The sequence below is a fragment of the Oryzobacter faecalis genome (assembly GCF_046764005.1).
GTDB classification, from domain to species: Bacteria; Actinomycetota; Actinomycetes; order Actinomycetales; family Dermatophilaceae; genus Oryzobacter; species Oryzobacter faecalis.
Genome location: NZ_JBKOFW010000013.1, coordinates 12,450 through 36,029, shown reverse-complemented (window position 1 = coordinate 36,029; position 23,580 = coordinate 12,450). Strand labels below are relative to the sequence as shown.

The following is a 23,580-nucleotide window of genomic DNA, read 5'->3' as shown; positions in this document are numbered from 1 at the left end:
GGAATCCCCACTGTCAGGTCCGGCGACGGCCGCCGGCACGCGGGGATCGTAACCTCCCCCTGCGACACCCGCAGGTCTTTGCCGCCCTCACGCGCCGGTCGTCGGCGGTGGCATCGTCCCTGCGCCCGCAACGCACCGCGCCCGCCGGCACGGGGCCGGCGGGCGCGGGGTCACGCTGGGTCGGTCGTCAGCAGGTGACGAGGGTGATCGCGTTGTCGCTGAGGACGCCCTCGCCGCCGAAGCCGGTGACGAAGTCCGGGTCGAGGCGGAAGGCCTCGTTGTAGATCCCGGCGGGGACGCACGTGGGCTGGGCGACGAGCGTCGAGGCGCCCCAGACGCCGGCCGCCGGGGCGGAGGCCAGCGCGTCGGGGAAGTTGAACCCGTTGACGACGAACACCTCGGGCGCACCCGTCGGGAAGACGGTCTTCGACAGCGCGATGGCGGTGTTGAACCGGTTCGACCCGGCTGCGCGCACGACGGTCGTGTCGGGGGCGGGCAACGCGGTCCTGATCGCGTTCTCGACCGCGGTGCTGACCACGCCCGTGCCGCCGAGGACGATGACGCGCTTGGGCTTGATCTGCACGAGAGCGGCCCGCGTCGACGTCGGCAGGGTGTCCTTCGTCGTCAGCATGAGCGAGCCACGGCTGTTCGCGGCGGCGCCGCCGCCACCGAGCGCGTCGGCGAAGCCCGCGCCGCTCGCGACCACGACGGTGTCGAGACCCACGTCGTCGGGGTTGCCGTCCCCGTCGTCGTCGTTGTTGCGCCACAGCTCGTCGTTGACGAGCGCCGCGTCCGCCGCGGTCTCGTAGCGGTTGGCGCCGGCGATGCGGTCGATGCCGGAGGGGGCGTACGGCGCCAGCTGCGAGGCGACACCCGCGCTCACGGCGCCGGTGCCACCGAAGATGACGATGTACTTGGGCTGGATGCGGGCCAGCTCGTCCTTGACGATCGTCGGCACGGTGCCGCTCGAGGGGACGAGCAGCAGGGGGCCGAGGCCGGCCGCCACGGGCCCGGCGCCGAGGGCGTCGGGGTAGTCGGCGCCGCTGGCGACGAACACGGTCTCGACCGGCTCGACGTCACCGCCGAGGTAGCACTCGGCGTCGGGCTCGGTCGGGGCGCAGACGATCTCCTGCGACACGGCGACCGCGGTCGCGTACCGGTTGGGACCGGAGATCCGGTAGTAGTCGTCGTCCGGGAGGTCGGCGGAGCGCGCGTCGAGGCGGTCCTTCTTCTCCAGGGTCGCCGAGCGCTTGAGGCCGAGGTTGCCCGAGCGGTCGGAGGAGGCGAGCGAGCCGGGGTCGGCCGATGCCGGCACGGCGGCCAGGGTGAGAGCGAGCGTGAGGACCGCTCCGGCGGCCGCGAGGTGCTGTCTGCGCATGTCAGTCCTTCAGGGAAAGGTCGAGAGGCGAGCCGCTCGAGGTCCCCCCGACCGGCCGCGGACACGGTAACCCACGCCGGGGCCCGACACGCCGTGTTCCCGGCGCGGGTCTCACGCGAGGGGTTGAGCGATGGCGGCGAACGCGGCCGCCAGGTCGGCCTCCTCGGGCCCCTCGAGGCGCACCGGCCGGCCCACGTCCTCGAGGACGACGAACCGCAGGAGGGCCCCGCGCGCCTTCTTGTCGCGGCGCATCACGGCGAGGAGGTCCTCGAAGCGCGCACCGGCGTAGGACGTGGGGAGCCCGACCGACGCCAGGACCGACCGGTGCCGCGCCACGACCTCCTCGGGAAGGCTGCCGGCCCGGCGCGCGAGCTCGGCCGCGAAGACCATCCCGATGGCGACCGCCTCGCCGTGCCGACGGCGGTAGCCCTCGACCTGCTCGACCGCGTGCCCGAGGGTGTGCCCGTAGTTGAGGACCTCGCGCAGCCACGACTCGTGGAGGTCGGCGGCGACGACGTCCGCCTTGACCCGGACCGCCCGCTCGACGAGCTCGCGCAGGACCGGCCCGTCCTGCCGCAGCGCCTCCTGCGGGTCGGCCTCGACGAGCTCGAGGATCCGCGGGTCGGCGATGAAGCCCGCCTTGACGACCTCGGCCAGCCCGGCGACGAGGTCGGCCCGCGGGAGGCTGTCGAGGACGGCCAGGTCGCACAGGACGCCGGCCGGCTCGTGGAAGGCGCCGACGAGGTTCTTGCCCTCGGCGGTGTTGATGCCGGTCTTGCCGCCGACCGCGGCGTCGACCATGGCGAGCAGGGTCGTCGGCACGTGGACGACCTGCACGCCGCGCAGCCACGTGGCCGCGACGAAGCCGGCGAGGTCGGTGACGGTCCCGCCCCCGACGGCCACGACCGCGTCCGACCGGGTGAACGCGTGCTGCCCGAGGGTCGCCCAGAGCCCGGCGGCCACCCCGGCGGTCTTGGCGACCTCGGTGTCCGGGACGGCGGCCTCGTGGACGACGAGGCCGGCCGCGGTCAGCCGCTCCGCCACCGGTGCCGCGAGCCGGGCCAGCGGCTCGGGCCGGACGAGGAGCACCTGGCGCACGCCACCGTCGAGCAGGTCGGTGACGCGGTCGGACACCCCCCGCCCGATGACGACCTCGTACGCGTCACCGACCGGGACCACCGTCACCTCGTCCCCGGTCACACGGCCTCCAGCAGCGCCACGACCTCGGCGGCGACGTCCTCGGCCGAGCGTCCGGCCGTGTCGACGCGGTGGGTGGCGACGGCCTCGTAGACCGGGCGCCGCTCCCCCATGAGCCGCACCCACGACGCCCGCGGGTTCACCGCGAGCAGTGGCCGGCTCCGGTCGAACCCGACCCGCTTCGCGGCGTCGGCGATCCCGACGTCGAGGAAGACGACCGGCTGCCCCGCGAGGACCTGCTGCGTCCGGGGGTCGACGGGCGCCCCGCCGCCGAGCGCGACGACGCCCTCCTCCTCGGCGACGGCCCGGGCGACCTCGGCCCGTTCGAGCGCGCGGAACGCTGGTTCGCCGTCCTCGACGAAGATGTCGCCGATGGTCCGGCCGGACGTGGCCTCGACCGCGGCGTCGGTGTCGTGGAAGGGCACCCCGAGCAGGGCGGCGACGAGCGCGCCCACGGTGGTCTTGCCCGAGCCCGGCGGGCCGACGAGGACGACCCTCGGCATCAGGCGTCGTCCCACGTGCGCATCGACGCGGGGATCGCGGCGAGGTACGCCGCGTGGTTGCGCGCCGTCTCGGCGACGGAGTCGCCGCCGAACTTCTCCAGGCACGCCTCGGCGAGGACGAGCGCGACCATCGCCTCCGCGATGACGCCCGCGGCGGGCACCGCGCAGACGTCGGAGCGCTGGTGGATGGCGCGGGCCGGCTCGTCGGAGGCGACGTCGACCGTGGCGAGGGCGCGGGGCACGGTGGAGATGGGCTTCATGGCGGCACGGACGCGGAGCAGGCCGCCGACCGACATCCCGCCCTCCGTCCCACCGGCGCGTCCGGACCGGCGCCGGATGACGCCGTCCGCGCCCCGCTCCATCTCGTCGTGCGCGACCGACCCGCGCCGGGCGGCCGTGCGGAAGCCGTCGCCGACCTCGACCCCCTTGATCGCCTGGATGCCCATGAGGGCGGCGGCCAGCCGCGCGTCGAGGCGGCGGTCCCAGTGCACGTGCGACCCCAGGCCCGGGGGCAGTCCCGTCGCGACGACCTCGACGACCCCGCCGAGCGTGTCGCCGTCGCGGTGCGCGGCGTCGACCTCGGCGACCATCGCCGCCGATCCCTCGGGGTCGAAGGCCCGCACGGGGTCGGCGTCGAGGGCGGCGACGTCGTCGGCGGTCGGCAGCGGAGCGTCCTCCCTGACCGCGGCCGCACCGATGGCGACGGTGTGCGAGACGAGCCGGATGCCGTAGGCCTGCTCGAGCAGGCGCGCGGCGACGGCGCCGAGGGCGACGCGGGCCGCGGTCTCCCGCGCGGAGGCCCGCTCGAGCACCGGGCGGGCGTCGTCGAAGCCGTACTTCTGCATGCCGACGAGGTCCGCGTGCCCGGGCCGCGGGCGCGTGAGCGGCCGGTTGCGGGCGACCTCCCTCTCGGCGTTGACGTCGTCGGAGGCGGCGTACTCGTCGTCGGCGACGGGGTCGGGGCTCATGACGGTCTGCCACTTGGGCCACTCGCTGTTGCCGATGCGCAGCGCGACCGGCGAGCCGAGGGTGCGGCCGAGCCGGACGCCGCCGAGGATCTCGAGCTCGTCCTGCTCGAACTTCTGGCGGGCGCCACGGCCGTAGCCCAGGCGCCGGCGGGCGAGCGCGGCGGCGATGTCGGCCGTCCGGACCTCGATGCCCGCGGGCAGCCCCTCGATGGTCGCGACGAGGGCGGGCCCGTGCGACTCCCCGGCGGTCAGCCAGCGCAGCATGGCGTCGATCCTTCCACGCGCGTCTCAGCCACCGAGCAGCCAGGTCAGGATCCGGGACGTCCCGGCGACCGCCACCCAGGCCCCGAGGCACATCGCGGGCCCGTACGCGATCGGCGACTGCAGCCCCACCCGGCGCAGGAGCAGCAGGGCCAGGGCCCCGATCCCGCCGACGAGGAAACCGGCTGCGATGCCGACGGCGAGGTGGAGGACGCCGAGCCACCCGAGCAGGGCCCCGAGCACCGGCGCGAGGCGGACGTCGCCGCCCCCGACGCCCCCGCCGGGGAGCAGCGCGAGGAGGAGGTAGACACCGCCCATGAGGACCGCCCCGACGACGGGCAGGACCCAGCGCGTGCCCCCCGCCTGGACCGCCGCGATGCCGAGGAGGACGAGGACGGCCGCTCCCCCGGGCACGACGAGCCCGATCGGGAGGCGGTGGACGTCGAGGTCGATCCACACGAGGGCGACCGTGAGCCAGGCGAGCAGGAGGTAGGCCGGCAGGGACGTCCAGCGGGCGTCGCCCCCCACGGACAGCGTGGCGACGGCGGCGAGCAGGCCGGTGGCCGGGCCGGTCCACCAGGGGTTCCCGGGTGGGTGGGTCGCCTCGTCCTCGGGGATGCGGTAGCCGCCGGTCGCGAGCTGCCGTCCGGTGAGGTGGCCGGCCACGCCCAGGGCGACGGCGGCGAGGGCCACGACCCACCAGGGCGTCATCGGCGCGCCAGGGCGTCTCGCCCGGCCGCGGCCATCGCCTCCACCGGGGCGTCGCGTCCCGTGAAGAGGCGGAACTGTTCGGCGGCCTGGTGGACGAGCATGTCGAGCCCGCTGACCACCCTCATCCCCGCGGCTGCGGCGGCGCGCGCCAGGGGTGTGGGCCACCCGTCGTAGACGACGTCGAGGAGGACGCCCTCGTGCGCCGCGGGCACGGTCGCGGCGACGGCGGCGCCGGCGGCCGCGGGCACGGTCGAGACGACGACGTCGTCCTTCGTGCTCACCCAGGGGCCGATCTCGGCGACCGAGCCGTTGACGACGCCGATGCCGAGGTCGAGCGCCCACGCGAGGAGGTCGGCGGCCCGGGCGGTGTCGCGGGCGCGGACGGTGAGGGTCGTGACCCCGAGCCCGGCGAGGGCGAGGACCGCGGACCGGGCGGTCGCTCCTGCCCCGAGGACGAGGGCGCGGCGCGGTGCCTCCCCCACGTGCGGTCGCAGGGCCCGCTCCAGCCCGACGACGTCGGTGTTCGCGGCGTGCCAGGCCCCGCCGTCGCGGCGGACCAGGGTGTTCGCGGCCTCCGCGCGGGTGGCGACCGGGTCGGCATCGGCGGCGACCCGCAGGGCGGCCTCCTTGAGGGGCATGGTCAGCGACAGCCCGCGCCAGCTCTCGTCGAGACCCTCGACGAACGCGGGCAGCCCGGCCTCGTCGACCTCGCGCGCGTCGTAGACCCAGTCGGTGAGCCCGACCGCGGCGTACCCCGCGCGGTGCAGGACCGGCGAGAGGGAGTGCGCGACCGGCGACCCGAGGACCGCCGCCCTCAGCACTTGTCGGCGTTGGCGCGGCACCAGGCCTGGAACTCGCGCACGTTCCGGTCGTGTTCGGCCTGGGTCACGGCGAACTTCGTCTCGCCCGTGCTGGGGTCGACGGTGACGAAGAAGAACCAGTCGCCCTCGGCCGGGTTGGCCGCGGCCTCGATCGACTTCGTCCCGGGGCTGTCGATCGGACCCGGGGGCAGGCCTTGGACCTTGTACGTGTTGTACGGGCTGTCGCTGGCCCGCTGCTCGTTCGTCGTGCCCGCCTTGCCGCGCTCCTGCGCGATGAAGTGGACGGTGGAGTCCATCTGGAGCAGGCCGTAGCTGGGCGGGCCGCCCTCGAGGCGGTTGAGGATGACGCGCGCGACCTTGGGTCGGTCGGCGTCGCCGTTGACCTCGCCCTCGATGATCGAGGCGATCGTCAGGGTGCGCAGCCACTCGTCCCGGGGGACGTTCGCCTTCTCGAGCGCCTTGACGGTCTCGCCGACGAGCGTCTTGAGCTGCTGCTCGGCCGTGGCGTCGTCGGGGAACTCGTAGGTGAGGGGGTGCAGCCAGCCCTCGAGCCGGCCCTCGGCCTCGGGGGGCAGGCCGATCGCCTCGGGGTCCTTCGCCGCGGCCTCGTAGTCCTTGACCGGGACGCCGGTGCCCTTGGACAGGGCGGCGAAGACCTCCTTGACCCAGAGCCCCTCGCGGATCGTGGTCCGGGCCACGGCGCGGTTGCCCGGGTCGCTGAGGGTCTCGAAGGCGTCGGCGGCGCGCATGCCCTTGAGCAGCACGTAGTTGCCGGGCTGGATGCCGGCCGCGGCCTGGGGGTCGCCCGCGGCCGCGGCGAGGTAGGCCGACCGGGTCTTGACGACACCGGCGTCGCGCAGCGTCGTCGCGATGTCCTCGCCGGTCTGCCCCGCCTTGATGGTGATGGTGACGTCGCCCTCACCGGGGCCCGGGAAGTCCTCGGCCTCGGCCGAGCCGCCGCCGATGACGCCCGAGACGAGCGGGGCGAGGGCCGTGACGGCGAGGTAGCCGCCCCCACCGACGATGACGAGGGCGAGGAGGAGGATGAGCCAGCGTCGTGGGCCGCGGCGCGGGGGCTTGCGCCGGTGCCGCTCGGAACGGGTGTGCGCCCGGCCCCCGGGTTCGGGGCCACCGAAGATCGTGTCGGTGAAGTCGTGCTGCTGCGTCACGCCCTCGCGTCCTTCGTCCGTGGCTTGCGCCGTCGTGGTCCGACCAGCTCCCCGGGAGGGGCGCCGGTGCTGCGGCCGGTGTCGAGGGCCGTCTGGAGGATCAGCACGGCGGCGGCCTGGTCGACCACGGCGCGCTGACGCCTCCCTGCGACCCCGCTGTCCCGGAGTGCGCGGTGCGCATCGACGCTCGTGAGCCGCTCGTCGACGAGTCGGACCCAGACCGGCGCGATGCACGCCGCAACCACCGAAGCATACGTGCGGGCGCGGTCCGCGGCGGGTCCTTCGTCCCCGCTGAGTGAGCGGGGCAGTCCGACGACGACCCCCACGGCGCCGTGTTCGGCGACGAGCGCCGCGATGGCCCGGACGTCCCTGTCGCCGGCCGCGGGGACCGTGTCGGGGGTCCGGCGCAGGGTCTCGACCGGCGTCGCGAGGACGCCGCGCGGGTCGCTGACCGCGACACCGACCCGGACCGAGCCGACGTCCACCCCGAGCCACACCCCCGGCTCGGGGGCGTGCTCGGGACCGCTGGGGTCGGGTCCCGGCATCAGCCGGCGAGCTCCCCGACGCGCCACTCGACGGCCGCGAGGGCGTCGGCAACCTTCGACACGTCCTGGCCGCCGCCCTGCGCGATGTCGTCCTTGCCGCCACCGCCGCCGCCGAGGGCGCCCGCGGCCACGCGGACCAGCTCCCCCGCCCTGATGCCCCGGCCGCGCGCTGCCTCGTTCGTGGCGACGACAACGACCGGACGGCCCTTCGCCGCCCCGGTGACGGCGACGACGCTGGGTCGGTCGCCGCCGAGGCGGTTGCGCAGGTCGAGGACCATGGTGCGGACGTCGTCGGCGCCGGTCTCCCCGGCGTCGTGGCCGAGGAAGGTGATGCCGTTGACGTCACGGGCCCGGTCGGTGAGGTTCCCCGCCGCCGCGGCGACCTGCTCGCGACGGGCCCGCTCGAGCTCGCGCTCGGCGTCCTTCAGGCGCGCCACCATGGCGCCGACGCGCTCGGCGAGCTCGTCGGGACGGGCGCCGACCAGGCCGCTCAGCTCGGCGACGATGGCCCGCTCCCGGGCGAGGTACCGGAGGGCGTCGATGCCGACGAACGCCTCGACGCGGCGCACGCCGGACCCGACCGACGACTCGCCCGTCAGGGTGAGCGCGCCGACCTGGCTCGAGTGCTGCACGTGGGTGCCACCGCAGAGCTCACGGCTCCACGGACCGCCGATCTCGACGACGCGGACGTCCTCGTCGTAGGTCTCGCCGAACAGCGCGAGCGCGCCGATCTCGCGGGCCTGCGGGAGCGGCATGTACGTCGCGGACACCGGGAGGTCCTTGCGGACCGCGAGGTTGGCGACGTCCTCGATCTCGCTGCGGGTCTGCGCCGAGAGCGCCTGCCCCCAGGCGAAGTCGAGCCGCAGGTAGCCGGGCTTGTTGTACGAGCCCGACTGCAGCGCGGACGGACCGAGCACCTGACGCAGCGCCGCGTGGACGACGTGCGTGCCGGAGTGCGCCTGGCACGCCGAGAGCCGCCACTCGGGGTCGACCTCGGCGAGGACGCTCGAGCCCGCGCGCAGCGGCCCCGTGACGACCTCGACGGTGTGCGCGATGAGCCCCTTGACCGGGCGCTGGACGTCGAGCACCTTCAGGTGCACCCCGTCGGCCGTGATGACCCCCTCGTCGGCGATCTGGCCGCCGGACTCCGCGTAGAACGGGGTGCGGTCGAGGACGACCTGGGCGCGCTGCCCGGGCTCGACCTCCTCGGCCCGCTCACCGTCGACGACGAGGCCGAGGACGGTGGCCTCGCTGGTCAGCTCGTGGTAGGCCCGGAAGTCGGTGGCGCCGATCGCGCGGAGGTCACGCCACACCTCGGTGTTGGCGTGCCCGGCCTTCTTCGCCCTCGCGTCGGCCTTGGCGCGCTCGCGCTGCTCCTGCATGAGGCGGGTGAAGCCCGCGCGGTCGACCTCGAGGCCCTGCTCGGCCGCCATCTCGAGGGTGAGGTCGATGGGGAAACCGTAGGTGTCGTGCAGCTGGAACGCCTGCGCACCCGCCAGCGTGGTGCCGCCCTGCTCCTTGGTGCGGCTGACCGCGGTGTCGAGGATCGTCGTGCCCGCCGCGAGGGTGCGGCGGAACGCCTCCTCCTCGGCGTAGGCGATCTGCGCGATGCGCTCGAAGCCGGTCTCGAGCTCGGGGTAGCTCTGCCGCATCCGCTCCATCGAGATGGGGAGCAGTTCGGGCAGGCAGGGGTCCTCGTAGCCGAGGAGGCGCATCGAGCGCACCGCGCGGCGCAGCATCCGGCGCAGCACGTAGCCCCGGCCCTCGTTGCCCGGGGTGACCCCGTCGCCGATGAGCATGAGCGAGGAGCGCACGTGGTCGGCGACCACCCGCAGGCGGACGTCGTCGGGGTGGGACTCGCTGACCATGTGGCCCGAGTGGGCGCCGTAGCGGGTGCCGGTGAGCTCGGCGGCGTGATCGAGGACGGGGTAGACCTCGTCGATCTCGTAGAGGTTGTCGACGCCCTGCAGCAGCGTCGCCATGCGCTCCAGGCCCATGCCCGTGTCGATGTTCTTCTTCGGCAGCGGCCGGGCGATGTCGAAGTCGTCCTTGGCGCGGACCTCGGAGAGCTCCTCCTGCATGAACACGAGGTTCCAGAACTCCAGGTAGCGGTCCTCGTCGACCGCCGGGCCGCCCTCCCGGCCGTACTCGGGGCCGCGGTCGAGGTAGATCTCGCTGCACGGGCCGCCGGGACCCGGGACGCCCATGTGCCAGTAGTTGTCGAGCTTGCCGCGCCGGGTGATCCGCTCGGCGGGCAGGCCGATGGTGTCGCGCCAGATGCCGAAGGCCTCGTCGTCGTCCTCGTAGACCGTCGGCCAGATCCGGTCGGCGTCGAGGCCGTACCCGCCCCGGTCCTGGGGCGTGGTGACGAGCTCCCAGGCGAGGCGGATCGCCCCCTCCTTGAAGTAGTCGCCGAAGGAGAAGTTGCCGTTCATCTGGAAGAACGTGCCGTGGCGGGAGGTCTTGCCGACCTCCTCGATGTCCTGGGTGCGGACGCACTTCTGCACGCTGGTGGCCCGGTCCCACTGGGGGGTCTGCTGCCCGAGGAAGTAGGGCTTGAAGGGCACCATGCCGGCGTTGACGAACAGCAGGTTCGGGTCGTCGTGGATGAGCGGCGCGGAGGGGACGACGGTGTGGCCGTTCTTCTCGAAGAACGCGAGCCAGCGTCGCCGGATCTCTGCGGTTTCCATTTCGGGATCAGTCCTCGGTCGTTGCTGGGGGTGCCTCCGGCACGGGCAGGCGACATCGTATGCCCGCCCGGCGGGGCACCGGTGGGTGGGGAGGGTCGGGGGCGGGGGCGCCGCGGCCCCTACGGAGCTCGCTCGCCGGTGGGGTCGAGGAGGAGGGCGCGCGCCTCCTCGGGCGTGAGGGAGCGGCCGGGGTCGCCCTCGCCGAGGGCGGTGGTGCGGGCCCGCTCGCCGCTGCGGTCCCAGCCGGCGTCGACGTCGAGGTCGGGCACGGTGGCCCCCTCGGCGTGGCGGGGGGCACGGGTCGTGGCGTCGGTGCGGACCGCGACCTCGACCGCCTCACGCAGCTCGGCCTCGCGCTCGGCGGAGGCCTCGCGGACGGTCGCCACGAAGCGCTGCGTGGCCGGCAACCGCCACACGGCGTACCCGACCCCGACCGCGGCGGCCGCGAGGAGGACGGTGCGCAGCCTCATCGGGTGCCCCTGCGCAGGCCGCGCACGGCGGTGCGGACGCCGTAGCTGTAGGCGGCGACCTTGATGAGCGGGGAGCCGACCGTGGCAGCCGCGACGGAGGTCAGGGCGGACGCGTTCGTCGTCATCGTGCTCACCGAGCTCGTGATGGCGTCGACCCGGGTCAGCTGGTCGTTCGTGAGGCCGACGGTGTCGGTGAGGGACTTCAGCGTCGGCTGGATGTTGTCGCTCGTCGTGCGGACGCTCGCGGCGGTCTCGTCGAGGATCCGGCCGGCCTTCCCGACGAGCGACGCGAGCCGCACGACGAGGAACGCGAATGCCAGCGCGGCGATGAGTCCCGCGATCCCTCCGAGCGTCACCGTCATGGCGAGGACCCTACCCGCGGCCGAGACGCTCGCGCAGCCAGCGCCACCGCTCCTGGAGGCGCGCCTCGAACCCGCGGTCGGTGGGTCGGTAGTAGTCGGTCGTGCCGGCGAGGTCGTCGGGGAGGTACTGCTGACGTGCCACGGCGTCGGGCTCGTCGTGGGCGTACACGTACGACGGGGCGCTGCCCTTCCCCGACGCCTGCGCCACCGACTCGGCGATCCGCCCGGCGCCGCCGTAGCCGCTGCCGCGCAGGTGGAGCGGGACCGGGCCGCCCCTGCCGGCCCGGACGTCGGCGATGGCCTCGTTGATGGCGAGGTAGGCGGCGTTCGACTTCGGCGCCAGGGCGTTGTGGACGACGGCCTGGGCGAGGATGATCCGCGCCTCCGGCATGCCGATCTGCGCGACGGCGTGCATCGCGGCGACCGCGGTCTGCAGCGCCGTGGGGTCGCCCAGGCCGACGTCCTCCGACGCGCTGATGACGACGCGCCGTGCGATGAACCGCGGGTCCTCCCCGGCCTCGAGCATCCGCGCGAGGTAGTGCAGGGCGGCGTCGACGTCGGACCCGCGCATCGACTTGATGAGGGCGGAGGCCACGTCGTAGTGCTGGTCGCCGGTGCGGTCGTAGCGGACCGCGGCGTGGGCGGCGGCCTGCTCGGCCTGGGCGAGGGTGACCGGGAGGACGTCGGGGCGCTCGGCGCCGGGCGCGAGGGCGTCCTCGGCCACCCCGGCCGCCGCCTCGAGGAAGGTGAGGGCGCGGCGGGCGTCGCCACCGGCGAGCCGGACGAGGTGCTCGCGGGCGTCGTCCGCGAGGGCGTACGCGCCCGCGAGGCCGCGCTCGTCGGTGGTCGCGCTCGTGAGGACGTCGGAGACCTCGTCGTCGGTGAGCGGGACGAGGGTGACGAGGACGCCGCGCGAGAGCAGCGGGGCGATGACGGAGAACGACGGGTTCTCGGTGGTCGCGGCGACGAGGACGACCTGGCGGTTCTCGACGCCCGGGAGCAGGGCGTCCTGCTGGGCCTTGGTGAAGCGGTGGATCTCGTCGAGGAAGAGCACGGTCTGGCGGCCGTACAGGTCGCGGGCCCGCCGGGCGCCCTCCATGACGGCCCGGACGTCCTTGACGCCCGCGGTGACCGCGGACAGCTCGACGAACTCGCGGTCGGCGGCGCTCGCGACGAGGTGGGCGAGGGTGGTCTTGCCGGTGCCGGGCGGCCCCCAGAGGATGGCCGAGAGCGGGCCGGCCGCGCCGCCGCTGCCCTCGATGAGCCGCCGGAGCGGGCTCCCCTGGCGCAGCACCTCGGCCTGGCCGCGGACCTCGTCGAGGGTGCGCGGCCGCATCCGGACCGCGAGCGGTGGGAGCGCCGCCGGGGACGCCGCTCCCCCGGCGTCGGCCACCGCCGCGCCGAACAGGTCGGTCCCGTCCTGGCTCACGCGCACGAGGCTATCCGCCGAGGGCGACAACCCCCGCCGCCTCCACTTTCCCGCCTCGGGGGCCCCCGTGGCACGCTGGCGCCATGACCAGCAGCGCGGGCGCCGCCGTCGACGGCTTCGGCCCCGTGCGACGCCTCGCCACCGTGGAGGAGGTCGCGGCCTCGGCCGGCGGACACCCCGTGCTCGCCCTCGACATCGGCGCCGGCTTCGTCGCACCCGCCTACGCGGCGGGTGCCCTGCCGGAGGGTGCCGTCGCGGTGCACCGCCGCTCCGACCACGGCGTGCCGGGAACCGCCGTCCTCGGCAGCCGGGACGGGCTCGCCACCCTCCTCGACGATCCTGACGTCCGCGCCTGGGTGACCGGTGGGGACAACCGGCACGTCAGCGCCCCGCGGGGGATGGTCGACCTCGTCGTGGACCGCCTCGACGTCGGCGACCGCGGCGGCGACTGGGACTGGCTGTGGACCCGGACCGCACCTCCTCCCGTCCCCGGCGAGGACCGGGTCACGGACCTGAACCGGCGGGACCGCGAGGAGACCGAGGCGTTCCTCGAGGCCCACTCCCCGCGCACCCACGGCCAGCCCTTCGCCCGGCCGGGCCAGCGCTGGGTCGCGATCCGCGACGACGACGGCCGTCTCGTCGCGGTCGGGGGCAGCGAGCCCTCCCAGGCCGGCACCCCGACCCTGGCGGGCATCGCGGTCGACACGGCCCGGCGCGGCGAGGGGTGGGGAGCAGCCGTCACGGCCCGCCTCACCCGCGAAGCCGTCGAGCAGGTCGGTGCCTGCGCCCTCGGCATGTTCGCCGACAACGAGGTCGCGCGGGCGCTCTACCACCGGCTCGGCTTCACGACGGGGATGGAGTGGACGAGCCGCTGGTTCGGCTGACCGCGACCCTCCCCCTCGCCCCGACCTGTGCCTACGGTGGGACCACCACCCCCGAGGAAAGGCGCACGATGGCCACCATCAGCAACGGCTCGGTCGATCTCCACGTCGAGGACTCCGGGGGTGAGGGACGCCCCGTCGTCCTCATCCACGGCTGGCCCCTGAGCGGCGCCTCGTGGGCGCCGCTGCTCCCCGCCCTCACCGGCGCCGGGTACCGCGTCGTCACCTATGACCGCCGCGGGTTCGGGCAGTCCGACAAGCCCGGCGAGGAGTCCTCCTACGACTACGACACGTTCGCGGGTGACCTCGACGCCGTCCTCACCGACCTCGACCTCACCGACGCGACGCTCGTCGGCTTCTCGATGGGCGGCGGTGAGGTCGTTCGCCACCTCGGCACCCGGGGGGCCGAACGGGTCCGCAGCGCGGCCCTCCTCGCCGCGATCCCGCCGAACCTCACCCTCGACGACGACCACCCCGACGGTGCCCTCGACGACGCGACGATCCGCCAGATGCAGGCCGGGCTCGCCGCGGACCCGCCGGGCTTCCTCGACGGGTTCCTCACGAACTTCTTCTCCGCAGACGGGGAGCTGAAGGTGACCGAGGAGCAGCGCCAGGTCGCCCTCGGTCTCGCCGCGCAGGCCGACGTGCACGCGGCCGTCCAGTGCATCCGCGCCTGGGCCACCGACTTCGACGACGACGTCGCCGGCCTCACGGTCCCGGTGCTCGTCGTCCACGGCGACGCCGACGCCATCGTGCCGATCGAGAAGTCCGGCCGGCGGGTCGCCGACCGGGTCGACTCCGCCGAGCTGCACGTCGTCGCGGGCGGGCCGCACGGCATCGTCGACTCGCACACCGACGAGGTGGCGCGCGTCCTCCTCGACTTCCTCGCGCGGTAGCCCTCAGGCGGAGGGCGCCGCCGGCGGCTCGGGCCTGACGTCGATCCCGGCCTCCTTGCGCTGCTCCGCCGTGATCGGCGCGGGCGCGTCGGTGAGCGGGTCGTAGCCGCCGCCGGACTTCGGGAAGGCGATGACGTCGCGGATCGACTCGAAGCCTCCGAGCAGCATGACGATGCGGTCCCAGCCGAACGCGATGCCACCGTGCGGCGGTGCGCCGAACTGGAAGGCGTCGAGGAGGAAGCCGAACTTCTCCTGCGCCTCCTCCGGCGCCAGGCCCATGACCGCGAAGACCCGCTCCTGGACGTCGCGGCGGTGGATACGGATGGAGCCGCCGCCGATCTCGTGGCCGTTGCAGACCATGTCGTAGGCGTACGCGAGGGCCGGGCCCGGGTCGGTGTCGAACGTGTCGAGGAACTCGGCCTTGGGCGAGGTGAACGCGTGGTGCACCGCGGTCCACGCGCCCCCGCCCACGGCGACGTCACCGGCGGCGACGGCCTCGGACGCCGGCTCGAAGAGCGGCGCGTCGACGACCCAGAGGAAGCTCCACGCGGACTCGTCGACGAGGTCGCAGCGCCGCGCGATCTCCACGCGCGCGGCGCCGAGGAGGGCCCGCGAGGGCTTGGTCGCACCCGCGGCGAAGAAGACGCAGTCTCCCGGCTGGGCGCCGACGTGGGCCGCGAGGCCGGCCAGCTCGGCCTCGGAGAGGTTCTTGGCGACCGGGCCCGCGAGCGTCCCGTCCTCCTGGACGAGGACGTAGGCGAGGCCACGGGCCCCGCGCTGCCTGGCCCACTCCTGCCAGGCGTCGAGCTGCTTGCGCGGCTGGCTCGCGCCGCCCGGCATGACGACGGCGCCGACGTACTCGGCCTGGAACACCCGGAAGGGGGTCTCGCGGAAGTAGTCGGTGCACTCGACGAGCTCGACCCCGAAGCGCAGGTCGGGCTTGTCGGAGCCGAACCGGCGCATCGCCTCGGCGTACGTCATCTGCTGGAACGGCGCGTGGAGGTCGACCCCGATGAGCGACCAGATCTCGCGGACGACGGCCTCGCCGAGCTCGAGGACGTCGGCCTGCTCGACGAAGCTCATCTCGATGTCCAGCTGGGTGAACTCGGGCTGGCGGTCGGCGCGGAAGTCCTCGTCGCGGTAGCAGCGGGCGATCTGGTAGTACCGCTCCATCCCCGAGACCATGAGCAGCTGCTTGAACAGCTGCGGGCTCTGCGGGAGGGCGTACCAGGAGCCCGGCGCGAGGCGGGCCGGGACGAGGAAGTCGCGGGCGCCCTCGGGCGTGGAGCGCGTGAGGGTCGGCGTCTCGATCTCGACGAAGTCGCGCGCCCCGAGGACGCGGCGGGCGGCGGCGTTGACCTTCGAGCGCAGCCGGATGGCGTGCCCGGCCGACTGGGTGCCCGGCCGGCGCAGGTCCAGGTACCGGTGCTTGAGGCGGGCCTCCTCACCGACGCTGACGCGTTCGTCGAGCTGGAACGGCAGCGGGGCCGAGGCGTTGAGGACCTCGATCGAGGCGGCGACGACCTCGACCTCACCGGTGGGCAGGTCGGGGTTGACGTTGCGCTCCTCGCGCGCCGCGACCTCGCCGATGACCTTGACGACGTACTCGCTGCGCAGGTCGTGGGCCGCACCCGTGAGCACCTCGTCGCGCGCGACGACCTGGACGACCCCGCTGCCGTCACGGAGGTCGATGAAGGCCACGCCGCCGTGATCGCGCCGCTTCGCCACCCAGCCGGTGAGGGTGACGGTCTGGCCGGTGTGGGCGGCACGCAGGGTGCCGGCCTCGTGGGTGCGGAGCACGGGGGGTCCTTCGGTTCGGGTGCGGTGTGCGGGTCGCGTGCCGGGGCGACGCCGCGCGGGCGCCCCGCCCGGGCACTCGGGACAGTCTACGGAGGCCCGTGCACGCTCCTCGACCGCGTTCCCCCCGCCCTACCGCGCCGGAGGCAGCAGGCACACCTCGTTGCCCGACGGGTCGCGGCACACCCGCCAGGGCAGCTCGCCCCACCCGTGGTCCCACTCGCTGCCGCCGAGGTCGCGGAGGTGCTCGACGGCCTCCTCGAGGGTCTCGCCGCTGTCGAGCCGGAGGTCGAGGTGGACCCGGTTCTTCACGGCCGGGTCCTTCGGCGCCGGCTCCGGGCAGAGCTCGAGGAGCGGTCCGTGGCCGCCCGGGTGCCGCAGGGCGCTCGCCATCTCGCTCGCGACGGGCACCCACCCGCCCAGCTCGGACCAGAACCGGGTGTCGCGCTCGACGTCGCCGCTGTCGAGGGGCAGCGAGGACAGCGGCCCCGACGCGGCGTACTCGGGGCGCCCCTCCATGACGCAGAACGGGTTGCCCTCGGGGTCGGCGAGGACGACCCACGGGACGTCACGCTGCCCGATGTCGAGGTGCCGGGCGCCGAGGTCGAGGGCGCGCGCGACGACCTCGCCCTGGCGCTCACCGCCGGAGACCTCGAGGTGCAGCCGCGGCCCCGGCCGCGGTGGCTCCGGCACCTTCTCGAAGCACAGGTCGAGGACCGGTCCGTCCGGGACCGCCAGCCGCGTCTCGTAGCTGCCCGGGGCATCGGTGAGCGGGGCCGTGCCGAGCAGCGCCTGCCAGAAGCGGCCCAGCCGCTGGGGGTCGACCGCGTCGACGACGACGTTCTCGAGGTGCATCCACCCTGTCTACCGTCCGGGACCGACAGCGCACGGGTTTGACGACGCGGCCGGTGTCCGTGCCAGTGTTGACCGATGCCGTCCACCCCCAGACCCGCCGCGACCGCCGTGCCGCGCCGGGCGCTGCTGCGCACCGGGGCCGTGCTCGCGGCCGGGGTGAGCACCGGGGCAGCCGCCTGCACGACCGGCGACGACGCCCCGCGGGCGGGCGCCGACCGTGGCGCGGGACGCGGACGCCCGCACGAGGTCGTGTCGAGGGGCGCGGAGGGCGGCGGCGTCCTCGACCCCGGTACCACCCGCCCCGGCGAGGCGGCCCTCGCCGTGTCCCGCGCCGTCCTCGCCCGGTCCACCGCGGTCGTCGTGTCCTCGACGGACCCCCGCTCCATGGACGCCGGCGCCGACGTCGCCCGGCGCCTCGGCATCCCCGCGCTCGTCGTCGACGAGGGGCTCGAGACCGAGCTCGAGGCCGAGCTCGACCGGCTCGGCACCCGCACCGTCGTCCGCGTGGCGCCGCGGAGCGGCGGGTCCACGGCCACCCCCGCCGTCCCCCGGCGGCTCGGCCGCCGGGAGGTCGTCGACGCCGGCTCCGACGACGGCCTGGCGGGTCTTCCCGGCCTGCCGCGGAAGCCCCCCGGTGCGGGTGCCCTCGTCCTCGCTGCCGAGGGGGCCGAGGTGACGTCGGCGGCCGCCGCGACCCTCGCCGCTGTCGGCGCGAGGACCACGCCTCTCCCCCAGCCCGACCCGCGCGCGCAGCCCGAGGTCGTGGAGGCGCTCCGGGCGCACCCCGAGGCCGCCGTCCTCGGGCTCGCCCCCGCCCTCGACGCCCAGCGGTTCGCGCGTCGCGTCCGCACGGCGCGCTTCGCCGACGAGCTCCCGGGCGGGGGGCTCCTCGCCTTCCCCGGGCGGATGATGGTCGCGCTCTACGGGCACCCGGGCACGTCCTCCCTCGGGATGCTCGGGGAACAGTCGGCGGAGAAGGCCGTCCGCCGCGCCCGCAGGGCCGCGGACGAGTACGCGGCCCTCACCGACGTCACCGTCGTGCCCGCCTTCGAGATCATCGCGACGATCGCCTCCGGCGGTCCCGGCGACGACGGCGACTACTCGACGTCGGCTCCCGTCTCGAAGCTGCGGCCGTGGGTCGAGGCGGCCGAGCGGGCGGACACCTACGTCGTCCTCGACCTCCAGCCGGGCCGCACCCACTTCCTCGAGCAGGCGAAGTCCTACGAGGAGCTCCTCCGCCGGCCGTGGGTCGGCCTCGCGCTCGACCCCGAGTGGCGGCTCGGCGAGGACGAGAGGCACCTCGAGCAGATCGGCTCGGTCGACGTCGACGAGGTCAACGAGGTCGGCGCCTGGCTCGCGGCACTCGTGCGCGAGCACGACCTCCCCCCGAAGGTCCTCACGCTGCACCAGTTCCGGCCGTCGATGATCCGTGGCCGAGAGCGCCTCGACACCTCGCTCGACGAGGTCCAGTGGGTCGTCCACGCCGACGGCCAGGGGCCTCAGCACGCCAAGCAGGGCACGTGGGGCGAGCTGCGCAAGGGGCTCCCGAAGGGGGTCTGGCTCGGGTGGAAGAACTTCGAGCACGAGGACACCCCGATGCTCACCCCCCGCCAGACCCTCGAACAGGTCCGCCCCACACCGCAGTTCATCTCCTACCAGTGACGCGAGGAGGCCCGGCGACCGACCCCCTGCGGTCGGCGCCGGGCCGGCTCGGTCAGCCGCAGTCGGGCCAGCGCGCGAAGTCCCCGATCACCGCGCCGAACGAGGTGTCGATGAAGCCCTTGATCTCGGCGATCCGGTCCGCGACCGCCCCGGGCTCCCCCACGGCCTGCGGCTGGAACACCCGGCCGACGCACGAGGCGTTCGGCGAGGGAGCCGCGGATGCCGGCGCCGCGAGCGCGAGGGCCGCTCCGGCCACGGCAGCGACCGCCAGTGTCGTGCGTGCTCGTCCCATGTGGTCCTCCTCCTTCGTCCGCCGGCCCCCGCGGTCCCGCCCCGGAGCCCGGATCCTGTGCGTTCAGGGTGACCGAGGCCGCTCGGGCGCCACCAGTGGCGGATGCGCCACCCCCCGGGGGCCGGTGACCGCTCAGGCGCGTGGGGTCCCCCGACGGTCCCCGCCGTGCTCGCGCCACCACAGCGCCACCGCGGTCCGGCTCGTGCAGCCCGTCCGGGCGAAGACGTCCTCGAGGTGCTTGCGCACGGTCCGCTCGGTGACCCCGGTGCGGGCGGCGACCTGGGAGTTGGTGAGGCCTCTCGCCACGAGGGCGCAGACCTGCCGCTGGCGCGGCGTCAGCACGTCCTCGGCGCCCGTCGGCCCCGCCATCCGCGCGAGCTCGTCGACGACGGCGCGGTAGTCGAGGGCCGCCGCGAGGGCGCGGCGGACCAGCTCGACGGCCGCGACCTCGTCGGCGGAGAAGTCCTCGTCGGTCCGCCACAGCGAGAGGATCGAGACCGAGGAGTCGTCGGCGGCGAGGACGGCGGCCAGCTGGTAGCGGCTCCCCCGCGGCTCGAGCAGGGTCTGGTACACCTCGAGGTCCTCGAGGTCGCGCAGCCCCATGTGGTCGGTGAGCCGGGCGGTCCGCCGGCCGCCGGTGACGACGGAGGCCGCGAAAGGGTGCGTCGGGAGGAGTCGGCGCCACTCCTCGTCCTCCCTCGGCGTCAGGGGCGGGGCGTGCACCATCGTCACCTCCGTCCGCGCGTCACCGCCGAGGTCCAGCGACAGCGAGCTGTTGAGGACGTCGGCACCCACCGCGCGGTCGAGCAGGCCGAGCGCCTCGGGGACGACACCGGCCCCGTCGGCCGCCTCGTGGGCGAGCCGGAGCGCCTCCCGGGCGAGGCGCGACGGCTCCATCACCCATGGGTACCATCCCCGCAGCCCAGTGACCTCGGGTTCCCGACATCTGCCCCGGTCCGACCGAGAGGGATCTCAGGGTCTTCCGGCCGGGCCCCGTGGCGCCGAGACTGGACCGATGGACGTCGAACACCTCCGGGTCACGGTCTACCGCGAGCTCGCCGCGACCGGACGGGTCCCGGACGCCGCCGGGCTGGCCGACCTCGTCGGAGCCCGCGTCGACGACGTGGCGGCCGGCCTGCGCGAGCTCGCCGCGACCCGCCACGTGGTCCTCGACACCGACGAGCGCATCGTCATGGCGCACCCGTTCGCCACGGTCAACCTCGGCTTCTCGGTCATGGGCCCGTCGACGCTGTGGTGGGGCGGGTGTGCGTGGGACTCGTTCGCGCTCCCGCACCTCCTCCCCGACCAGGCGCCCGTCCTCGTCGCCACGCGTTGCCCGGGCTGCGGTCGACCCCATGCCTGGGTGGTCGGCACCGAGGGCCCCCCGACGGGCGGCCAGGTGGCGCACTTCCTCGTCCCCACTGCCCACATGTGGGACGACGTCGTCCACACCTGCCGCCACCAGAACCTGTTCTGCGACACCGGATGCGTGGCGGACTGGCTCGCGCGGACGGGGAACGCCCGCGGCGAGGTCATGGACCTCGCCACCCTGTGGCGCTTCGCCCGCGGCTGGTACGCCGGTCGGCTCGAGTACGGGTACACGCGCCGGGAGCCGGCCGAGGCGAAGGACTACTTCCGTGAGGTCGGTCTCTCGGGGCCGTTCTGGGGCCTGAACGAGGGGAAGGCGTCCTCCGCGGCCCGTCGGCCTGCGGAGAACGCCTTCCACGGCGAGAACGGGGATGCAGGGTCCTCGTCGCCCGGTCGACCGAGCGGGATGCAGGGTCCCGATCGTTCGCTCTGGGACGACTCTGGCAGTGTCGCAAGCACATCCGGGCGAACTGACGAGAAATCAGCCGTTCGTCCGACTCACGACGGGACGAACGAGCGACGGGTTGAGCGGTCACTCCGTTCGGAGGTACACCCAGCGTCCGGCCCGTCGCACGAACGCGCTGCGCTCGTGCACCTCCCCCCGACGGGTGGGCCCGTCGTCGTCCGAGACCCAGTGGGCACGGAACTCGACGACACCCTCTGAATCGTCGGGTCCGCCTGCGACACAGTCGATGACGTCGAGGCCGACCCAGCGCACGCGGCCGTCGGGGTCGACGTCGTCGGGCCTCGTCCGGGGATGCCAGGTGCGGAACAGATGGTCCCCGGAGCCCACGGCGTAGGCCGAGTAGCGCGACCGCATCAGGGCCTCCGCCGTCGACGCCGCGACCTCGCCGGCGACGATCGGCCCGCAGCACGAGTCGTACGGACTACCCTGCGGCACACCGCCGCACGGGCACACGCTGCCTGGGGCGGTCGACCGGCCCAGGCCGCTCACGACCGCGACCCGCGAGGACGGGACATCGTCGGCCACGGCTCGTCGACGGAGCGGAGACCCGTCCATCCGCCGTCCCGAAACCGAGCTGCGGCGAGCACCGCGATCATCAGGGTCCCGTTGTGCACGTGGCCGGCGAGCACCGCCTCGACGAGGTCGTCGAGGGGCACGCGACGGACCGGCATCCCGAGCTCCTCGCCGTCGCGTTCATGGCGCTCGTGGTCAGGGACGTCGGCGAGGCCGCGGGCGAGGAAGACGCGCAGGGCCTCGCTCGACCCGCCCGGCGACGCGTAGTGGTCGACGAGCAGGTGCCACTGCGACGCGGTGAGGTCGGCCTCCTCGGCCAGCTCGCGCGCGGCGGTGCGGACCGGCGGCTCCCCCGCGACGTCCTGGAGCCCGGCCGGCAGCTCCCACTCGAACGCCCCGACGGGGTGCCGGTACTGCTGGACGACGACGACCCGCTCCTCGTCGTCGAGGGCGAGCACCGCCACGGCGCCGGTGTGGTCGACGAAGTCGCGGACGACGACCCCTGCGGCGCCGAGGTCCACGTGCTCGCTGCGCACGTCCCACACCCGCCCCTCGAAGGACAGCTCGGACCGCAGCACCGGCCGCGGCTCGACGACGTCGCGCAGCGGCGCGACCTGCTCGTCAGGCATTCGCCTCGGCGGGCTCGTGGTGCCGCTGCCGCTCGACCTCGACGAGCCGCGACGCGCGCTGCTCCTCGATCGCCGCACCGATCAGCCCCGCGAAGAGCGGGTGGGCACGGGTCGGGCGCGACTTGAACTCCGGGTGCGCCTGCGTCGAGACGTAGTAGGGGTGGACGTCGGCCGGCAGCTCGACGAACTCGACGAGACCGAGCTCGGGGTGCGTGCCGCTGATGACGAGTCCGGCGTCCTCGAGGCGCTGCCGGTAGCCCTCGTTCACCTCGTAGCGGTGGCGGTGGCGCTCGTCCGCGTGGGTGGCACCGTAGGCCTGCGCGACGACCGACCCCTCGCGGAGCACGGCCCGCTGGCTGCCCAGTCGCATCGTGCCGCCGAGGTCTCCCGCGCCCTCGACGAACGCCTTCTGCTCCTCCATCGTCGCGATGACGGGGGCGGGGGTGTCGGGGTCGAACTCGGTCGAGCTCGCGCCCTCGATGCCGGCGACGGTGCGCGCGTACTCGATGACCATGCACTGCAGCCCGAGGCAGATGCCGAGCGTCGGGACGCGCCGCTCGCGCGCCCACCGGAGGGCACCGACCTTGCCCTCGATGCCGCGCACCCCGAAGCCACCGGGGACGAGGATCGCGTCGGCCCCGCCGAGCGCCTTCGTCGCGCCGGCCTCGGTCTCGCACGAGTCGGACGGCACCCAGCGGATGCGCACCTTCGCGTCGTGGTGGAACCCGCCGGCGCGCAGCGCCTCGGTGACCGAGAGGTAGGCGTCGGGGAGGTCGATGTACTTGCCGACGAGGGCGACCTCGACCTCGTGCTCGGGCTCGTGCACGCGCTCGAGGAGGGTGTCCCAGGCGGTCCAGTCGACGTCGCGGAAGGTGAGGCCGAGGCGGCGGATCACGTACGCGTCCAAGCCTTCCCGGTGCAGGACCTTGGGGATGTCGTAGATGCTCGGGGCGTCGACGGCGGCCGCGCATGCCTCGGTGTCGACGTCGCACATGAGGCTGATCTTGCGCTTGATCGACTCGGGGATCTCGCGGTCGGCGCGCAGGACGAGCGCGTCGGGCTGGATGCCGACCTGGCGCAGCGCGGCGACCGAGTGCTGGGTCGGCTTGGTCTTCAGCTCGCCGCTCGGCGCGAGATAGGGCACGAGCGAGACATGGAGGAAGAAGACGTTGTCGCGGCCCAGGTCGTGACGGACCTGGCGCGCGGCCTCGAGGAAGGGCAGCGACTCGATGTCGCCCACGGTGCCGCCGATCTCGGTGATGATGATGTCGGGCGCGTCGGCGTCCGAGACCCCGGGCGACCCGGCCGCCTGGGCCCGCATCCGGTCCTTGAGCTCGTTCGTGATGTGCGGGATGACCTGGACGGTGTCACCGAGGTACTCCCCGCGCCGCTCCCGGGTGATGACCCGGTTGTAGACCTGGCCGGTCGTGACGTTCGCGCTGCCCTTGAGGTTGACGTCGAGGAAGCGCTCGTAGTGGCCGATGTCGAGGTCGGTCTCGGCGCCGTCGTCGGTGACGAAGACCTCGCCGTGCTGGAACGGGTTCATCGTCCCGGGGTCGACGTTGAGGTACGGGTCGAGCTTCTGCATCGTCACCCGCAGTCCCCGCGCCCGGAGCAGGTGTCCGAGGGAGGAGGCCGTGAGCCCCTTGCCGAGGGAGGAGGCGACGCCTCCGGTCACGAAGATCTGTTTCGTCGTCTGGAGCACCACGGGCTTCAA

General features: G+C 74.6%; 22 protein-coding genes and 1 pseudogene. 4 read left to right on the top strand and 19 right to left on the bottom strand.

Annotation, left to right across the window (positions count from 1 at the left end; all coding sequences use genetic code 11):
- Window positions 1-187: 187 nt before the first annotated feature.
- From ACK8HX_RS16790 to ACK8HX_RS16735, 12 genes are all read right to left on the bottom strand, one after another.
- Window positions 188-1,378 carry a cell wall-binding repeat-containing protein gene (locus tag ACK8HX_RS16790; RefSeq protein ID WP_411941860.1) on the bottom strand — a complete coding sequence of 397 codons (1,191 nt, stop codon included), beginning with the start codon at window positions 1,376-1,378 and terminating at the stop codon, window positions 188-190.
- A gap of 111 nt (window positions 1,379-1,489) precedes the next feature.
- On the bottom strand, window positions 1,490-2,578 hold the full coding sequence (aroB, locus tag ACK8HX_RS16785; RefSeq protein WP_411941859.1) for a 3-dehydroquinate synthase: 1,089 nt from the start codon (window positions 2,576-2,578) through the stop codon (window positions 1,490-1,492).
- A complete protein-coding gene (locus tag ACK8HX_RS16780) occupies window positions 2,575-3,078 on the bottom strand; it encodes a shikimate kinase (protein ID WP_411941883.1) in 504 nt (167 codons plus the stop codon). Before ACK8HX_RS16780 ends, aroB begins: the two co-directional genes overlap by 4 nt.
- Window positions 3,078-4,310 (bottom strand): chorismate synthase, encoded by a 1,233-nt coding sequence (aroC, locus tag ACK8HX_RS16775; RefSeq protein ID WP_411941858.1) that lies wholly within the window; start codon window positions 4,308-4,310, stop codon window positions 3,078-3,080. The genes ACK8HX_RS16780 and aroC overlap by 1 nt, the downstream gene beginning before the upstream one ends.
- A 24-nt stretch (window positions 4,311-4,334) precedes the next feature.
- Window positions 4,335-5,018, bottom strand: coding sequence for a prepilin peptidase (locus tag ACK8HX_RS16770; protein ID WP_411941857.1), 684 nt, complete (start codon window positions 5,016-5,018; stop codon window positions 4,335-4,337).
- Complete coding sequence (locus tag ACK8HX_RS16765; protein ID WP_411941856.1) at window positions 5,015-5,839, bottom strand: shikimate dehydrogenase; 825 nt, start codon at window positions 5,837-5,839, stop codon at window positions 5,015-5,017. The genes ACK8HX_RS16770 and ACK8HX_RS16765 overlap by 4 nt, the downstream gene beginning before the upstream one ends.
- Complete coding sequence (mltG, locus tag ACK8HX_RS16760) at window positions 5,833-7,008, bottom strand: endolytic transglycosylase MltG (protein ID WP_411941855.1); 1,176 nt, start codon at window positions 7,006-7,008, stop codon at window positions 5,833-5,835. The genes ACK8HX_RS16765 and mltG overlap by 7 nt, the downstream gene beginning before the upstream one ends.
- Complete coding sequence (ruvX, locus tag ACK8HX_RS16755; RefSeq protein WP_411941854.1) at window positions 7,005-7,553, bottom strand: Holliday junction resolvase RuvX; 549 nt, start codon at window positions 7,551-7,553, stop codon at window positions 7,005-7,007. Before ruvX ends, mltG begins: the two co-directional genes overlap by 4 nt.
- Window positions 7,553-10,243, bottom strand: a complete 2,691-nt coding sequence (gene alaS, locus ACK8HX_RS16750; RefSeq protein WP_411941853.1) for an alanine--tRNA ligase — start codon at window positions 10,241-10,243, stop codon at window positions 7,553-7,555. Before alaS ends, ruvX begins: the two co-directional genes overlap by 1 nt.
- 119 nt (window positions 10,244-10,362) lie before the next feature.
- Window positions 10,363-10,713, bottom strand: a complete 351-nt coding sequence (locus ACK8HX_RS16745) for a hypothetical protein (RefSeq protein WP_411941852.1) — start codon at window positions 10,711-10,713, stop codon at window positions 10,363-10,365.
- Window positions 10,710-11,069, bottom strand: a complete 360-nt coding sequence (locus ACK8HX_RS16740) for a DUF948 domain-containing protein (protein ID WP_411941882.1) — start codon at window positions 11,067-11,069, stop codon at window positions 10,710-10,712. The genes ACK8HX_RS16745 and ACK8HX_RS16740 overlap by 4 nt, the downstream gene beginning before the upstream one ends.
- 16 nt (window positions 11,070-11,085) lie before the next feature.
- Entirely contained in the window at window positions 11,086-12,504 is a 1,419-nt protein-coding gene (locus tag ACK8HX_RS16735) for a replication-associated recombination protein A (protein ID WP_411941851.1), read from the bottom strand.
- Between the two features lie 83 nt (window positions 12,505-12,587).
- Here ACK8HX_RS16735 and ACK8HX_RS16730 point away from each other — a divergent pair, with 83 nt between their 5' ends.
- Entirely contained in the window at window positions 12,588-13,388 is an 801-nt protein-coding gene (locus ACK8HX_RS16730) for a GNAT family N-acetyltransferase (RefSeq protein WP_411941850.1), read from the top strand.
- A 68-nt stretch (window positions 13,389-13,456) separates the two neighbouring features.
- Window positions 13,457-14,281 (top strand): alpha/beta fold hydrolase, encoded by an 825-nt coding sequence (locus ACK8HX_RS16725; RefSeq protein WP_411941849.1) that lies wholly within the window; start codon window positions 13,457-13,459, stop codon window positions 14,279-14,281.
- A gap of 3 nt (window positions 14,282-14,284) precedes the next feature.
- Here ACK8HX_RS16725 and aspS read toward each other — a convergent pair whose 3' ends face one another.
- Together aspS and ACK8HX_RS16715 are read right to left on the bottom strand one after the other, a co-directional pair.
- The gene (aspS, locus tag ACK8HX_RS16720) at window positions 14,285-16,081 is read right to left on the bottom strand and encodes an aspartate--tRNA ligase (RefSeq protein ID WP_411941848.1); all 1,797 of its coding nucleotides are present in this window, start codon (window positions 16,079-16,081) and stop codon (window positions 14,285-14,287) included.
- 129 nt (window positions 16,082-16,210) lie between these two features.
- A complete protein-coding gene (locus ACK8HX_RS16715; RefSeq protein ID WP_411941847.1) occupies window positions 16,211-16,933 on the bottom strand; it encodes a VOC family protein in 723 nt (240 codons plus the stop codon).
- Window positions 16,934-17,008: 75 nt separating this feature from the next.
- On the opposite strand from ACK8HX_RS16715, the gene ACK8HX_RS16710 reads away from it, so the two are divergent.
- Window positions 17,009-18,595: a serine/threonine-protein kinase gene (locus tag ACK8HX_RS16710; RefSeq protein ID WP_411941846.1), complete on the top strand. Its 1,587-nt coding sequence runs from the start codon at window positions 17,009-17,011 to the stop codon at window positions 18,593-18,595.
- 52 nt (window positions 18,596-18,647) lie between these two features.
- On the opposite strand, the gene ACK8HX_RS16705 is transcribed toward ACK8HX_RS16710, so the two are convergent.
- Window positions 18,648-18,887, bottom strand: a complete 240-nt coding sequence (locus tag ACK8HX_RS16705) for a hypothetical protein (protein ID WP_411941845.1) — start codon at window positions 18,885-18,887, stop codon at window positions 18,648-18,650.
- Between the two features lie 132 nt (window positions 18,888-19,019).
- Entirely contained in the window at window positions 19,020-19,784 is a 765-nt protein-coding gene (locus ACK8HX_RS16700) for a response regulator transcription factor (RefSeq protein WP_411941844.1), read from the bottom strand.
- 118 nt (window positions 19,785-19,902) lie between these two features.
- Between ACK8HX_RS16700 and merB the strand changes: the two are divergent.
- Window positions 19,903-20,451: pseudogene (merB, locus tag ACK8HX_RS16695) on the top strand (organomercurial lyase); the annotation flags it as partial.
- Between the two features lie 336 nt (window positions 20,452-20,787).
- Here merB and ACK8HX_RS16690 read toward each other — a convergent pair.
- From ACK8HX_RS16690 to ACK8HX_RS16680, 3 genes are all read right to left on the bottom strand, one after another.
- Entirely contained in the window at window positions 20,788-21,075 is a 288-nt protein-coding gene (locus ACK8HX_RS16690) for a YchJ family protein (protein WP_411941843.1), read from the bottom strand.
- A gap of 131 nt (window positions 21,076-21,206) precedes the next feature.
- Window positions 21,207-21,863, bottom strand: a complete 657-nt coding sequence (locus ACK8HX_RS16685; RefSeq protein WP_411941842.1) for an NUDIX domain-containing protein — start codon at window positions 21,861-21,863, stop codon at window positions 21,207-21,209.
- The gene (locus ACK8HX_RS16680; protein WP_411941881.1) at window positions 21,856-23,568 is read right to left on the bottom strand and encodes a CTP synthase; all 1,713 of its coding nucleotides are present in this window, start codon (window positions 23,566-23,568) and stop codon (window positions 21,856-21,858) included. The genes ACK8HX_RS16685 and ACK8HX_RS16680 overlap by 8 nt, the downstream gene beginning before the upstream one ends.
- Between the last annotated feature and the right edge of the window lie 12 nt (window positions 23,569-23,580).